A 13,292-nucleotide genomic window follows, 5' to 3' on the forward strand; every position below is an offset into this window, starting at 1 on the left:
CATGGTCGCAGATGCCCGGCCCATGCCCTCAGGGCTCAGGGCTCAGTGCTCAGGGCTCGGGGCCCACGGCCTTGAGGCCCCCGGCCCCGCCCCCGGCCCCGCCCCCGGGCCCGGTCCCGGCTCCGGGGCCCGGCGTCCTGCCCGGCGGGCGGCCGGGGGCCTCAGGCGTCGTCCCAGCGGAAGAGCCGGGCGGCCACGGCCGTCAGGACCGCGGCGAACAGCAGCAGCCCGCCCATGACGGGCAACACCGCGCCCCAGGACTGGCCGCGGGAGAGGACGTCCTGCATCGCCTCGTTCAGATACGTCAGCGGGAAGAGGTCGGAGATCGCCCGTACCCAGGACGGCGCCGTATCCAGCGGGAAGAAGGCGCCGGAGAGGAAGGCCATCGGCAGGATGACCACCTGGGCCACTCCGTTCGCCGCCTCCTCGGTCTTCGCCCAGGCACCGATGACCAGCCCGATGGACATGAAGGCCAGCGTGCCGCACACCACCAGCGGCAGGGCCAGCCACCAGTGGCCGCTCAGCTCCAGGCCGTAGTAGGGAATGGAGGCCACGCCGAGGAAGACCGCGGTCTGGACGAGGGCCAGCGCCACGCTCACCCCGACACGGGCCGCGATGACCGTGCCCGCGCTCACCGGGGCCAGCCACAGCCGCCGCAGGATGCGCTTCTTGCGCCAGTTGACCAGGGTGAACGCCGAACCGAAGACCGCGCCCATCGCCACCGCCCAGCCGAGCAGACCCGGGGTGAGGAACTGGATCGCCTTCAGCGACTCGTCCTCCACCTGACGGGCGGTCAGCCCGTAGGCGGGGGGCTGCCCGGTCGCGGCGATGTTGGCCTGCTGGACGACCGAGCCGACCAGCGCCCGCGCGTTGCCCGCCCGGACCTGATCGGCTGCCGAGTAGCGCAGCCGTACCTCGTCGCCCTCCTGCCAGACGGCGGCGTCCACGTCGCCCGCGCGGACCTCCTCCAGGGCTTCCTCCCGGTCGTCGGACCGCCTGATCTCCAGGACCTCCTCCAGCCCCTCGCGCTCCTCGCGCGGCAGGGAGTCGAAGATCTCGACCCGGCCGACCTGGACGATCTCCGCCCGGGCCGTCGAGTCGTTCTTGAACAGCGCGCCGAACAGCACCAGGAACATCAGCGGGAAGACCAGCATGAAGAAGGCGGCGGTACGGTCCCGCAGCAGGCCCAGGGCCATCGCCCTGGAGAGGCTGGCGAACGTCTTGGGGCTCACTGGCGGTACTCCCGTCCGGTCAGCTGGAGGAAGACGTCCTCCAGGGAGTCCACGCCCAGCTCCGCCACCAGTTCGGCCGGGGCGCCCACGCGCAGCACGCGGCCGTGGTCCATCACCGCCACCCGGTCGCACAGCGTCTCGGCCTCGTCCATGTAGTGCGTGGTGAGCACCACGGTGCGGCCCTCCTGGTTGATGGCGCGCAGCAGGTCCCACAGGTTGCGGCGGGCCTGCGGGTCGAGGCCGGTGGTCGGCTCGTCCAGGAACACCAGCTCCGGGTCGTGGACCAGCGCGCAGGCTATGGACAGCCGCTGGGCCTGGCCCCCGGAGAGCCTGTTCTCGCGGGTGCCGGCCTTCTCGGTCAGGCCGACGGTCTCCAGCATCGCGTCGGCGCGCTCGGCGGGGACGCCGTAGAGGGAGGCGAAGGTGTGGATCTGCTCGCGGGCGGTCAGTTTCTCGAAGAACGCCGACGCCTGGAGCTGGACGCCCATGCGGCGCAGCAGCGCCGGGTTGCGGGGGAAGGGGGACTCGCCGAGCAGCCGGACCGTCCCCTCGTCCGGCTTGCGCAGGCCCTCGGTCATCTCCAGGGTGGTCGTCTTGCCCGCGCCGTTCGGTCCGAGGATGCCGTAGAACTCGCCGCGTTCGACGGTGAGGGACACCCCGTCGACGGCCTGTACGTCCCCGTACCGCTTGCGCAGTCCCTCGACTGTGATCGCGGCGTCTGTCATGGGACGGAGGCTACTGCCGGAATATCACCTTCCGGCAGTAGCCGGGATCCGGGGCGGTCTCGCCCGGCGGGCCGGGGCCTGTTCCGGGATCTGTCCGGGATCTGCTCCGGGCCCGGACCGGGCGTCAGCCCCGGTGCAGGGTGATCGTGGTCCACGCGCCCACGTGCACCCGGTCGCCCTCCTGGAGCGGGACGGGGACGAACGGCTGGATCGGGTCCTCGGCGCCGTTGACGGTGGTGCCGTTGGTGGAGTCCTGGTCGACCACGGACCAGCCGCCGTCGGGCTGCTGCACCAGCACCGCGTGCTGGTGCGACACCCCCGGGTCCTCCGGCGAGCGGCCCAGGTCGATGTCGGGCGACTCGCCGGTGGAGTGGCGGCGGCGGCCGATGGTGACCTGGGGGCCGCTGAGCTGGACGCGCTGCTCGGCGGTGTAGGCGGGCATGTTGAGCCCGGCCGCCTCGGGGCCGCTGCGCCGCATCATCGCGGTGAAGTACTCCTGGTCGGGCCCGACCGTCACCGCCCAGCTCGCGGGCTGCTGCTGGGACGGCGGCCCCTGGTGGTGCTGGGGCTGCTGGTGCTGGTGCTGGTGCTGCTGCGGGGGCTGGGGGGCCGGAGGCTGCTGGGGGTAGCCGTAGCCGGGCTGCCCGCCGTAGTCGGAGCGGCCGTAGTCGGGCTGGGCGTGCTGGGGCTGGGCGTGCGGAGGCTGCCCGTGCTGACCGGTCTGCTGCCCGCTGTGCGAGGGCGGCGGAAGCGGCCAGTCGTCACCGCCGCCTCCCGGCGGCTGGTGGTGCTGGGGCTGCTGGTGCTGGGGCTGCTGCAGGGGCTGGGGGGCCGGAGGCTGCTGGGGGTAGCCGTAGCCGGGCTGCCCGCCGTAGTCGGGCTGTCCGTGCGGAGGCTGCCCGTGGTGCTGGGGAGGAGCCACGGGCTGCTGAGCCTGCTGGTGCTGGTGCTGGTGCTGGTGCTGGGGCTGCGGCGGTGCGGGCGGAGGCGGCGGGGAGGGCGGGCCCTGCGCCTGGAATCCGGGCGGCAGGTTCAGCCCGCTCATGCTGCCGCCGGGCATCTGCTGCGGCGGTGCGGGCGGAGGCGGCGGACTGTAGGCGGCGGGGGAGTGTGTGAGAAAGCTGTACCGGCACTCCTCGCAGACCGGGGACTGCCCCTCGCGGGGGGTGCGGCACTGCGGGCACAGCTCGCCCTGCGCCGCGGAGTCGCCCCCGGGGCCGGGGTAGCCGTAGCCGCCCCGGCCGGGCATCGGGGGCGGCGGGACGGCACCGGCGGGCACACCCGGAGCGGAGGCCATGCGGTGGCCGCACACCTCGCACCAGTCGTCGGCCGCCGACTGATGGCCGTTCGGGCAAGTCGGCATGTCGGTCCTTCCCCCTCCGCGCGGCTCCGTGTCGCGTCGCTCGGTCGTTCGCTTCTTCGCGCGCCCCGGCCTCCGGGCCGCGCGTTCGGTGGTCCCGCCGGTCTCGGAGGACCACCGCCGTCAGCGGAACAGTACCGGGCGCGGGGCCGGTCACGCCCACTGCCTTCTCCACCGCCTCCGGGGCGCGACCGCCCGCCGGTGCGCCCCTTCGCCGCCCGTCACCGCCCGGGGAGGCGGGTGCCGGGAAGGCGGCGACGGGGAGCTCCGTCCGCGTCCCCCTCGGCGTTCCCGGGCCCGTTTCCACCCGGCCGGGAGTCCCGTGACCTGCGGGTGGGCCATCGGACGGAGGGAGCGGAACCGGGCGGGCGCGGCCGGCGGAACGCTTCCCGCGCCGCTGCCGCCGGGCGCCGGGCGCCGTGGAACGGTGCGCCGGCCGGGACGGAAGGGCCGGGCCGTGATCTGCGCCACCTCCGGCCGGCCCGCCCGCCCGGCACTCGTTCAGGTTGCCGCCCGCCGCGAGGCGCGGTACGCCCGATCCGGCGAAGGCGCTCCGGCGCGGGCGCCCGCCCGGTCCACGGCGGGCGGCGCGTCAGCCGGTCACGGCCGGGCCGGAGCCGGGCGGCGCGGGGAACGGGAGCACCGCCACCGTCACGTTGTCGTGGCCGCCGCCGTCCAGCGCGTGCCCCACCAGATGCCGGGCGGACCGCATCGGGTGGGTACGGGCGTCGGCCGGGACGGCCTCGGCCATCTCCTCGGCGGACTCGGCGTAGTTCCACAGGCCGTCCGTGCACACCACCACCACGCCGGGCCGGTCCGGGGTGAACGAGGCGGTGTGCGGGTCGAGTTCGTAGGCGTCCGCCCCCAGCCACCCGGTGATGGCGTGCGCCCGGGCGTCCGCGTACGCCTCGGCCTCCTCCATCAGGCCCGCCGCCACCATCTGGGCGGCCCAGGAGTCGTCCTCGGTGAGCCGGGCGGGCGCGGTGGAGCGGTCCTCGGGGACCCAGTAGGCGCGGCTGTCGCCGATCCAGCCGACGGTGAGGAGGTCCCCCGCGACCACCGCGCCGACGATGGTGCAGGCCGGGGCGTTCTCCACCGGGTCGCGCGGCTCCGGTGCCAGGGCGTTGACGGCCTCGGAGGCGGCCACCAGGGCGTCGTGCATCGCCTGCCGGGGGTCGGTGCCGCCCGGCAGGGACCCCCGCATCGACGTGCACGCGGACTCGGCGGCGGCGGCCGAGGCCTCGTCCGGGCGGGTTGCCGACGACACCCCGTCGCAGACGACGGCGATCACGGCCGGGGAGCCGTCCGGCAGGGAGACGGCCGAGACGGCGAAGGAGTCCTCGTTGCGGTGGTGGCGCAGTCCGCGGTCGCTGACCGCCGCGACGCCTTCCGACTCCTCCTCCATGTGGTCGCGTTCGCGCGGCTGGGCGTGGCCGCAGTGCTCGCAGCGGCTCTCGGCGTCGACGGCGCCGGTGCCGCAGGCGACGCACCGCTCCTGTCCGCCGCCGGCCGGAGCGCCGCCGTGGGCGCCGTCCGGGAGCGGGTTCTCACCTGGCGCCGGCGGACCGGCCCGCCCCGTGTCTCCGGCCCGCCCCGTGTCTCCGGCCTGCCCCGCGTCTCCGGCCTGCCCCGCGTCTCCGGCCTGCGCGGCGGGGACCGCGGGCGGCACGGCCGGAGGCGGCGGCACCTGCGGGACGGGGGGCACGGGGGCGGGGGGCGGCAGGACGTAGTCCGGCCCGCCCCCCGCGGTGTCCGGTACGACGGGCGGGACCGCGGGCGGGGCCGCCGGGGGCGGCGGGATCAGGGGCCGCGAGCCGCCTGCCCCGGCCCCCGGACCGGCGCCGCACGCGCCGCGGTGGAGATCACCGGCCTCCAGCGGCTCATGGCACCGGGGGCAGACGGAAGGGCGGTCGGGCTGCGGCATGGTCACCGGGTTCCTTCGATGATGTCCCGGCCTCCCGGCCGGGGTGGGGATGCCTCCCGTTCGCGGGAGGGAGTCGGACTCCTGCGGTGCAGGACGGGGAGGGGTGAGTCGCCCTCAGCGTGATTCGCCGTCGGCCTCGGCGGCGCGCTCGACCTCCAGGCGGTGGACGATCTCGGAATTGAGGGACCTGCGGGCGGACCTGGCCTGGTCGACCAGCCATGTGTGGAGGTCGACGGGAAGGCGGAGTGTAATGCGTGTCGTCTCGTCCATGACTTCACAATAGGGTCTATGTGGTGTTTTGGTGGTGGATTGGAGACGTCGCAGTGACACCATGGGGGCCGGAGGGCGCCGGGCAGGCCCCCTCCGCCGTCCCCACCGGACGCCCTGGTGATCAAGCGTTCCCGGAGCAGCGCGTCCAAACCCGCCCCCGGCTCACCGGAACTCCTCCTGTCTGCCCGCCGGTTCGCCACCCGCCGGCCTCCCGTCCGCCGGCCCGCCGGGCGGTGCCAGCACCTCCAGCGCCGCCTCCCGGTAGCGCAGCACCGCCTGCTCGGCCGCCCGCAGATCGCACGGCGCGCTCCACAGCAGCCGCCGCGCGGCGTCGTACCGCTCCGTCAGCAGGGGGTCGCCGGCCGCCCCGCGCCGTGCCAGCCGCGCGCGGTACGCGTCCAGCCGGCCGCGCAGCTCCGCCCGCACCGCCAGCGGCGCGGTCACGGCGGTCAGCGAGGCGCGGGCCCGCTCCAACTCCTCGTCCGCGCGCTCCTCCAGGCTCTCCAGCAACGGCGACAGCCGGTGCCAGCGGGCGTGCCGCCGGTGCTCGGCGGCCAGCGCGAGCTGTTCGTACAGGGCGGTCGGCGGCCCGCTCACCGCGGGCACCTCGACCGCCGCGATCTTCGCCAGCACCTCGCCGCGCGCGGTCCGGGCCTCGGCCAGGGTGCGGTCGGCACGCGACAGCACGTCGCGCAGCCGCATCAGCCGCTGCTCGGCGTCCTGCCGCACCTGGAGCACGGCGTCGATCTCGCGCCGGACGTCCTCCAGCGCACGGGCCGCGCGGTCGTACCGGACGGTGTCGGGCCGCCCGCCGCCGGGGGCCGAACTCCCGCCCGCCGAAACCCAGAAGGCCAGCGGGTCGGCGACGACCTCGGCCCGCAGCGCGGTCAGCTCGGCGGTGACCTGCTCCAGCTCGTCGCCCGCCGGGTGCTCCCCGGGGCGCACGCCCACGGAGTGCGCCAGGGAGCGGATGCGCTGGAGCTCGGCGGAGAGCATGTCTATCCGTGCGGGCAGCGCGGACCACACGGAGTCGGCGGCGGCGACGGTGTCCAGGGCCCGGGCGTACCAGCCGTTCATCCGGGCCACCAGCTCGGCCAGGGTGATCCGCTCGACGGCCCCGGCCCCGGCCCCGGCCCCGGATCCGGCCTCGGCCCCGGATCCGGCCTCGGCCCCGGATCCGGGGTTGTCGGCGGGGCTGTCGGCGGCGGGGACGGCGACCGCCGGGCCGCGCAGCCGCGCGGTCAGCCCGGCGAGGTCCTCCGGCGCCGGCCAGCGGCTTTCGCCGCGCAGTCCGCGCGCGGAGTCCAGCGCCGCGGTGAAGGCGTCGAAGTACGTCCACAGCAGCGAGACGGCCTCCTCGGTCCGCGCCCACCGCTCCTTGGTCACACCGGTCAGCTCGGCCCCCTCCAGCAGCCTGCGCCCCGCATGGTCCTGGAGCGCGTACAGAGAGGTCTCCACCGCCTCGTGCTCCGCGCCGAACCGCGCCAGGGCACGGTCCACCTCCTCCCGGTCCATCACCGGTCCGCCCGGTTCGGCAGCCCCGTCGTCCCCCATCGGTCACCTCGCCGCTCGTGTCGTCTTCACGTCCTGGTCGCGTCCGTGCTCGCACCCGGCACCCGCCCGCCCCGGTGGGCCGGGCGGGGAGCGCCGGATGCGCTGCTCCCATCTTGTCCGCCGGACACCGCTCGTGTACGGCCATCCGCGGACTGCCCAGCCCACTTCGGCGATACTCCTCCGGCGCGTTGTTGACGCGGGCGGCCCCGTCCCCGTTCCCGTTCCGGTCCCCGGGGCCTTCGGGCACCGGCGGACCGGGCCCGCGCCCCGTGCGGTGGAAGGCGGAGGAGCCCGGTCGGCGGTATGGCGGCGGGGAGCCGTGACGGCGCCGTTTTGGCGGGATCCTGTCCGGACCGTGATGTCCGGACCGCGATGTCCGGACCGCGATGCCCGGGGCGCGACGGCAGGGTGCGCGCGCCCGGGCGCGCCTCAGGCGAGTGCGGTGCGGCCGGCGTAGTGGGCGCGCAGCCGGGTGCAGGAGGCGGGCCCGGCCTCCAGCCGGTCCAGGGCCAGCAGACCGGCGCCGAGGACCGGGGGAGCGGTGACCACGCGGACGGTGGCCAGCGGTGCGCGTTCGGCCAGCAGGGCGAGCAGGCGGTCGTGCAGCAGCGGATGGCGGGCGGCCGCGACGCCGCCGCCCAGCACCACCGGCACCGGGGCCCCCAGCAGGTCCAGCCGCTCCAGCGCCACCGAGGCCATCACCGCGATCTCCTCGGCCTGGCGGTGCACCAGAGAGCGGGCCACGGCGTCGCCCCCGGCGGCCACCGCGAAGAGGACGGGCACCAGCTCGTGCCTGCGCCCGCCCGGCAGATCACCCAGATGGAAGGCCTCGATCAGCGCGTACATGCTGGGCAGGTCGAAGTGCGCGGGCAGCGCCCTCGCCAGCTCGGTGTCCCCGCCCCGGCCGTCCTCGGCGCGGGCGGCGCACCACAGGGCCTCCTCCGCCAGCCCTCCACCGCCGCCCCAGTCCCCGGACAGGCGGCCGACGGCGGGGAAGCGGTGGACACGGCCGTCGGCGGCGGCACCGACGCAGTTGATCCCCGCACCGCACACGACGGCGACCCCGTGCCGGGGGGATCCGTCGTCGGGCAGGCCAGCGCGCAGGATCGCGAAGGTGTCGTTGGCCACGCGGAGGGTGCGGCCCCAGCCGAGGGCGCCGATCCGCTCCGTCAGCTCCCGCTCCTCGCGCGGCAGGTCGGCGCCTGCCAGACAGGCCGACACGTGCCCGGCCAGGGGAGCGCCCGGCCGCGCCTCCAGGCCCGCCGCCCGCGCCGCCCGGGCCACCGTCCGGGCCAGTGACGCGACGGCCCTCCCCGTCCCGACCGCCGGCGGGCGGAAGCCGCCGCCGCGCGCCGAGCCCAGCACCGTCCCGTCCGCCGAGACCAGCGCCACGTCGGTCTTGCTGTTGCCCGCGTCGACGGCCAGCGCGTCGACGGCCAGCGCGGCGGCGGGCGGTCCGGCGGCGGGCGGTCCGGCGGCGGGAGTCAGGCCCATGCCAGGTGCTCCCGGTTGTGCGCGAGCAGACGGTCCGTCAGCTTCTCGGCGAGGGCGTACTGACCGATCAGGGGGTGGGCCAGCAGCGCGGTGAACACCCGGTCCCGGCCGCCGCGCAGTGCGGCGTCCAGCGCCAGGTGCTCGTACGCCGTCACGGCCGAGATCAGGCCCGTGTGGAGCGGGTTCAGCGGCGGTACGGGCAGCGGCTTCACGCCCGCCGGGGAGACGGCGGCCGGGACCTCGACCACCGCGTCGTCGGGAAGGAAGGGCAGGGTGCCGTCGTTGCGGACGTTCACCACCTGCGTGCCCTCGCCGGTGCCGCCCCCGCCGGCCCCGCCCGTCCCGTCCGCCCCGCCCCGGCCGCCGCCCAGCAGGGCCGCGGCCAGGGCGACGGCGGCCTCGGAGTAGTAGGCGCCGCCGCGCCCGGCCAGCAGCTCCGGTTTGGTGTCCAGCGCCGGGTCGGCGTACATCTCCAGCAGCTCGCGTTCCATCGCGGCGACCTCCGCCGCCCGCGGGGGGCTGTCGCGCATCTCGGCCACGACCTCGTCATGGGCGTAGAAGTAGCGCAGGTAGTACGAGGGCACGGCGCCCAGCCGGTGCAGGAGGGGCTCGGGCAGCCGCAGGCCGGCGGCGATCGCCGCGCCGTGCCGGGCCAGCAGTCCGGGCAGCACGTCCCGCCCTTCCGGCCCGCCCAGGCGCACCCCGAGCTCCCAGGTGAGGTGGTTGAGCCCGACGTGGTCCAGGTGCAGCCGGCCGGGCTCCACCTCCAGCAGGGCGGCGAACTTCCGCTGGAGACCGATCGCCACGTTGCACAGGCCCACCGCCCGGTGGCCCTCGTTCAGCAGCGCGCGGGTGACGATGCCGACCGGGTTGGTGAAGTCGATGATCCACGCACCGGGGTTGGCGCGGCGCACCCGCTCGGCGATGTCCAGGACGACGGGGACGGTGCGCAGCGCCTTGGCCAGTCCGCCCGCGCCCGTGGTCTCCTGCCCGACGCAGCCGCACTCCAGCGGCCAGGTCTCGTCCCGCTCGCGGGCCGCCTGGCCGCCCACGCGGAGCTGGAGCAGCACGGCGTCGGCGTCCGCGACGGCCGCGTCCAGGTCGCCGGTGGTGGTGACGGCGGCCGGATGGCCGGCGCGGGCGAGCATGCGGCGGGCGAGCCCGCCCACCAGCTCCAGCCGGTCCCCGGCCGGGTCGGCCAGGGCCAGCTCGGTGACCGGGAGGATCTCCCGCAACCGGGCGAACCCGTCGACGAGTTCGGGGGTGTAGGTGGACCCGCCGCCCACCACTGCGAGTTTCACGGGACTTCCTCCTCGGTTCCGGGGAGCGGGACTTGGAGATGTGCGGATTGCGGGGTGTGGGAGTACGGGGGTGTCAGCGGGAGGTGTCGAACACCTCGTCGCGGGTGGTGGCCAGGGCGCTCTCCAGCGCGCCGCTGAGCACGGGGTGATCGGTGACGGTCCCGAGGACCAGCCGCGGCCGGGGCGCAGCCAGTTCGTCCAGCTCCCGCCGCACCAGCGTGCGCAGCACCTCCCCGCCCGCGGCGAGTACGCCGCCCGACAGCACGATCAGTTCCGGGTCCAGGACGGCGACCAGCGCGGCCAGCCCGGTCGCCAGCCCGGTGGCGGCGCGGCGCAGCAGCTCGCCGTACGGGCCGCCGCCGTCCTGCCCGCCGTCCTGCCCACCGTTCTGCCAGGCCTCCTGCCCGGCCCGTTCCACCGCGCGGGCGAGCAGCTTCGCCGCCGCCTCGCCGTCCCGGCCGGAAGGGGGCTCGATGCCCAGCTCGCGCGCCGTCCGCAGTAGTGCCCGCGCGCCCGCCAGTTCCTGGAACCCGCCCCTGTTGGCGCGGGCCACCCGCCGCAGGAGCGGGGCGCCGGGGACGGGCAGGAATCCGACCTCGCCCGCGCCGCCGGTCCAGCCGCGGTGCAGCCGCCCGCCCAGCACCAGCGCGGCGCCCAGGCCCTGCTCGTTCCAGAGCAGGACGAAGTCCTCGTGGCCCCGGGCGGCGCCCAGGCGGTGCTCGGCGACGGCGGCGAGATTGACGTCGTTGTCGTACTCCACCGGCACCGGCAGCGCGGCGGCCAGTTCCTCCAGCAGACCAAAGGAGTGCCAGCCGGGCAGGTGGGAGGCGTAGCGCAGCCGTCCGGTGCGCGGGTCGAAGGCGCCGGGGGTACCGATGACGACGCGGTGCAGCGCGGACCGGGTGAGTCCGGCGGCCCCGGCGGCCCCGTCCACGGCGGCCACGACCTGCCGTACGACCGGATCGGCGGACCGCCGCCCCGGGGCCCCGGACGGTTCGGAAGCCGCAGAGCGCCCCGGCGCGGGCACCTCGAAGGAGCCGACGGTACGGCCGGTGATGTCGGCGACCGCGGCGCGGATCCGGGTGGCGGTGACATCCAGCCCGGCCACGTGCGCCGCGGCCGGGTCGAGCGAGTAGAGCCGGGCGTTCGGCCCCGGGCGGCCCTCGCTGGTGCCGGTGACCCGGACCAGGCCGGCGGCCTCCAGACGGGCCAGGAGCTGGGAGGCGGTCGGCTTGGACAGCCCGGTCAGCCTGCCGATGCGGCCGCGCGAGAGCGAGCCGTGCGCGAGCAGCAGCTCCAGGGCGGCGCGGTCGTTCATCGCACGCAGAACCCGGGGCGTTCCCGGAGTGGTCCCGGCCATGGGCCTGTCTCCCGCCCAGAACTGTAAGGAAGGTTTCCTGTCTTCTGGCCGGGACACTAGGGCCCGCCTCCGGCCGGCGTCAACGGACGTGCCGAAGGCGGGCCTTCGCGCCGCTCCCCGTGTGTCCTCCGCCGTTCTCCGCTGTTCTCCGCTGTTCTCCGCGCCGCTCCCCGCGCGCCCTACCGCCGCGGCTTGCCGGAGCCCCGCCCGAGATCTCCCGGCCCCTTCACCAGGGGTCCGGCCGGGTTCCCGGCCGGACCCCTGGTCAGGGCGTTCTTCACCGGGTCCACCGCCTCCTTCGCGGCGTCCGGCCCCTTCTCCGGCCCTTTCTCCAGCAGGACCCGGTCGGAGCCCCGCCCGCGGGCCGGCGCCCCCAGCTCCTCGTCCAGCTTCCGCAGGGCCGCCATCGACTCCTCGTCCACCATCCGGATGCCCCGCGCGTCCAGCGCCCGCTTGACGCGCCAGCGCAGCTCGCGCTCCACCGGCAGCGCCTTGCCCGGCATCGTCTTGGCCGAGACGCGGATGACCATGGTGTCCAGCGTCACCGAGTTCAGGCCCAGCACCTCCACCGGCGCCCACAGGACCTCGTCCCACGGCGCGGACGTCGACATCCCCTCACCGGCCGCGGCGATCGCCGAGCGGACCTCCTCCAGGTCCTCGCCGGAGCGGACCTCCACGTCCAGGGCGGCCGTCGCCCAGCCCTGGCTGAGGTTGCCGACCCGCTTGATCTCGCCGTTGCGCACATACCAGATCTCACCGTCGTCGCCGCGCAGCTTGGTCACCCGCAGCCCGATCTCCAGGACGGTGCCGGTGGCCTCGCCCGCGTCGATGCGGTCGCCGACGCCGTACTGGTCCTCCAGCAGCACGAACATCCCGGTCAGCACGTCCGTGACCAGATTGCGCGCGCCGAAGCCGATCGCCACGCCCGCCACACCGGCGCTGGCCAGCAGCGGGGCCAGGTCGATGCCGAGGGTGGACAGCACGATCAGCAGCGCCGTCCCCATGATCACGAAGGTGGTGACGCTGCGCAGCACCGAGCCGATGGCCTCCGTGCGCTGGCGCCGCCGCTCGGCGTTGACCAGCAGACCGCGCAGCGCGTTGCCGCTGGCCTCGGCCTCGGCGTTGCGGTTCATCCGGGCGATCAGCCGTGTGATGGCCCGTCTGACCACCGAGCGCAGCACGACGGCGATCACCAGGATCAGCGCGATGCGCAGCCCGATGGCGAGCCAGGTCCCCCAGTTCTCCTCTATCCAGCCCGCGGTGTCGGTGGCGGTCCTGTGCGCCTCGTCCATGGAGTCCACCCACAACACACTAACGGGGGACACCCCGCCGAACAGGCCGCGTCACCCGGGGTAGCGGCGGCACCGGGCGGGGAGGAACAGCGTGTGGTCGAAAACACGCTCAGCGCGTTACGCGATCGTGGTGGCGCCGCCACCGGGGCGCGGGACACACTGGGGGAGATCGTCCCGGCGCGAGCCACGCGCCGCCGACGTACAAGGAGGCACCGTGCCGCACGTCCTGGTCCTCAACGCGTCGTACGAGCCGCTCGGCGTCGTACCGCTCCGCCGCGCGCTCATACTCGTCCTCAACGGCAAGGCGATCAGCCTGGAGGACTCCGGCGCCCTCATGCACAGCGCGACCCAGGCCATACCCGCCCCCAGCGTCGTCCGTCTCAAACGCTTCGTGCGCGTGCCCTTCCGGGGCACGGTGCCGCTCACCCGCCGCGCCCTGTTCGCCCGTGACGGCGGCAGGTGCGCGTACTGCGGTGGCGTCGCGACCAGCGTCGACCACGTCGTACCGCGCAGCCGCGGCGGGCAGCACTCCTGGGAGAACGTCGTGGCGGCCTGCCGCCGCTGCAACCACGTCAAGGCCGACCGCCACGTGGCGGAGCTGGGCTGGCGACTGCGCCACCAGCCCGCCCCGCCCAGCGGCCTGGCCTGGCGGATCATCGGAACGGGGCACCGGGACCCGCGCTGGCTGCCGTATCTGCGGCCCTACGGCGCGGACGACGCCCTCGCCCGGATCGAAGGCAGAACGACGACACCCGCCTGAGACCCGGGTCTTTTCCGTAC

At 75.7% G+C, this 13,292-nt stretch carries 11 protein-coding genes; 1 reads left to right on the forward strand and 10 read right to left on the reverse strand.

Annotated features, from left to right (window positions below):
• Positions 1-161: 161 nt before the first annotated feature.
• The 10 genes from CUT83_RS20915 to CUT83_RS20955 all read right to left on the reverse strand — a co-directional run bounded on the left by CUT83_RS20915 (position 162) and on the right by CUT83_RS20955 (position 12,512).
• The gene (locus CUT83_RS20915) at positions 162-1,232 is read right to left on the reverse strand and encodes an ABC transporter permease (protein ID WP_240958372.1); all 1,071 of its coding nucleotides are present in this window, start codon (positions 1,230-1,232) and stop codon (positions 162-164) included.
• Positions 1,229-1,957 carry an ABC transporter ATP-binding protein gene (locus tag CUT83_RS20920; RefSeq protein ID WP_101257374.1) on the reverse strand — a complete coding sequence of 243 codons (729 nt, stop codon included), beginning with the start codon at positions 1,955-1,957 and terminating at the stop codon, positions 1,229-1,231. Before CUT83_RS20920 ends, CUT83_RS20915 begins: the two co-directional genes overlap by 4 nt.
• A 124-nt stretch (positions 1,958-2,081) precedes the next feature.
• The gene (locus CUT83_RS20925) at positions 2,082-3,320 is read right to left on the reverse strand and encodes an FHA domain-containing protein (RefSeq protein ID WP_101257375.1); all 1,239 of its coding nucleotides are present in this window, start codon (positions 3,318-3,320) and stop codon (positions 2,082-2,084) included.
• A gap of 589 nt (positions 3,321-3,909) precedes the next feature.
• Positions 3,910-5,241 (reverse strand): PP2C family protein-serine/threonine phosphatase, encoded by a 1,332-nt coding sequence (locus CUT83_RS20930; RefSeq protein WP_165869628.1) that lies wholly within the window; start codon positions 5,239-5,241, stop codon positions 3,910-3,912.
• Positions 5,242-5,355: 114 nt separating this feature from the next.
• A complete protein-coding gene (locus tag CUT83_RS30385) occupies positions 5,356-5,511 on the reverse strand; it encodes an Arc family DNA-binding protein (RefSeq protein ID WP_165869627.1) in 156 nt (51 codons plus the stop codon).
• Between the two features lie 162 nt (positions 5,512-5,673).
• A complete protein-coding gene (locus CUT83_RS20935; protein WP_101257376.1) occupies positions 5,674-7,065 on the reverse strand; it encodes a hypothetical protein in 1,392 nt (463 codons plus the stop codon).
• A gap of 429 nt (positions 7,066-7,494) precedes the next feature.
• Positions 7,495-8,559: an N-acetylglucosamine kinase gene (locus CUT83_RS20940; RefSeq protein WP_101257377.1), complete on the reverse strand. Its 1,065-nt coding sequence runs from the start codon at positions 8,557-8,559 to the stop codon at positions 7,495-7,497.
• Positions 8,550-9,860 carry a family 4 glycosyl hydrolase gene (locus CUT83_RS20945; RefSeq protein ID WP_101257378.1) on the reverse strand — a complete coding sequence of 437 codons (1,311 nt, stop codon included), beginning with the start codon at positions 9,858-9,860 and terminating at the stop codon, positions 8,550-8,552. Before CUT83_RS20945 ends, CUT83_RS20940 begins: the two co-directional genes overlap by 10 nt.
• 73 nt (positions 9,861-9,933) lie before the next feature.
• Entirely contained in the window at positions 9,934-11,220 is a 1,287-nt protein-coding gene (locus tag CUT83_RS20950) for an ROK family transcriptional regulator (RefSeq protein ID WP_101257379.1), read from the reverse strand.
• Between the two features lie 179 nt (positions 11,221-11,399).
• Positions 11,400-12,512: a mechanosensitive ion channel family protein gene (locus CUT83_RS20955; protein WP_101257380.1), complete on the reverse strand. Its 1,113-nt coding sequence runs from the start codon at positions 12,510-12,512 to the stop codon at positions 11,400-11,402.
• Between the two features lie 214 nt (positions 12,513-12,726).
• Between CUT83_RS20955 and CUT83_RS20960 the strand changes: the two genes are divergently transcribed.
• Positions 12,727-13,272, forward strand: coding sequence for an HNH endonuclease (locus CUT83_RS20960; protein WP_093849161.1), 546 nt, complete (start codon positions 12,727-12,729; stop codon positions 13,270-13,272).
• The last annotated feature ends 20 nt before the right edge of the window (positions 13,273-13,292 follow it).

The sequence above is a fragment of the Streptomyces barkulensis genome (assembly GCF_002843305.1).
GTDB lineage: Bacteria > Actinomycetota > Actinomycetes > Streptomycetales > Streptomycetaceae > Streptomyces > Streptomyces barkulensis.